The following is a 1,260-nucleotide window of genomic DNA, read 5'->3' as shown; positions in this document are numbered from 1 at the left end:
GGCGGATTCAAGTGGTCGTTGCAACACGTCCTTATGCTGCTGATTCTTCCAGAATTCCTTGGAGGGCTTGGGCGGGGGTTTTCCAGCCGAGGGTTTTGCGCAGGCGCCCGTTGAGGCCGGCGGCGGCGTAGTCGAGGTCTTCGCGGGTGACGGTGCTCAGGTCCATGCCTTTGGGGAAGTACTGGCGCAGGAGCCCGTTGGTGTTCTCGTTCGTGCCGCGCTGCCAGGGCGAGTGCGGGTCGCAGAAGTAGACTTCGGCTCCGGTGGCGATCTTGACGCGTTCGTGGATGCCGACCATTTCCGCGCCCTGGTCCCAGGTCAGGGACCGGCGCAGCACCTCCGGGAGGCTCGGCAGGGTGTCCTGGATGGCGGCCAGGACCTGCTCGCCGGTGTGTCCGTGCGGCAGGTGCAGGAGCATCACGAAGCGGCTTGTGCGTTCCACGAGTGTCCCGATCGCCCCGGTGCCGGGGGTTCCGATGATCAGGTCGCCTTCCCAGTGGCCGGGGACCGCACGGTCATCGGCTTCGGCCGGGCGTTCGCTGATCAGCAGCTCTTTCGGGACCCGGGGCCGGCGCGTCCCGGGGCGTTTATTCGGTTGCCGCACCGCCCGGCCGGTGCGCAGTGCCGCGGCGAGTTCGGTCCGCAGGCCGCCGCGTCCCTGGATGTAGATGCACTGGTAGATGGTCTCGGGGCTGATGCGCATGCTTTCATCATCGGGGAAATCGATCCGCAGCCGGGCACTGATCTGTTCCGGGGACAATCGTTCCCGGCAGCTCAGCATCCCGGCGACGTAGAGGGCCAGGGCCTCGTGCACCGCCAGTTTCCGGGCCTTGGGGCGGCGGGCCTGCTTCTGCGCGCGGCTTTGCGCCGTGGACGCAAGATAGGGGCGCCTGCCCCCGTTGCGGATGTTCCGGTCCAGCTCCCGGCTGATCGTGGACGGGCTCCGGCCCAGACGACGGCCGATCTCCCGCATCCCGCACCCCTGCGCCCGCCACACGGCGATCAACTCACGCTCATCGAAGGACAAGAACCGCCCGCACGCAGGCTCAATCGAAGGATCCACCCCACCATGCTGACGGACAATCCTGCTGGCAGTCCCTTCCGAGAACCCCGCAACCCCTGCCGAGGCCTCATCAGAAAGCCCGGAAGACCGGGCCGCCCAGAACACCCGCACAACCTCACGCAACACCTCAGGCCGACCAACACCCACCACAACACCCACCAATCACTCAGGTGTTGCAACGACCCCCTGAACCCGCC

Annotated in this window: 1 protein-coding gene; it reads right to left on the bottom strand. The window is 67.1% G+C overall.

Going from position 1 to position 1,260, the window contains the following annotated elements; genetic code table 11:
• Positions 1-31 precede the first annotated feature (31 nt).
• The gene (locus tag HNP00_RS22860) at positions 32-1,225 is read right to left on the bottom strand and encodes an IS30 family transposase (protein WP_221451757.1); all 1,194 of its coding nucleotides are present in this window, start codon (positions 1,223-1,225) and stop codon (positions 32-34) included.
• Positions 1,226-1,260 lie beyond the last annotated feature (35 nt).

It is taken from the genome of Arthrobacter sp. AZCC_0090 (assembly GCF_014207375.1).
Lineage (GTDB): Bacteria > Actinomycetota > Actinomycetes > Actinomycetales > Micrococcaceae > Arthrobacter.
Note: the sequence above shows the minus strand (reverse complement) of the source record. Positions and strands in the feature narration are given on the sequence as shown.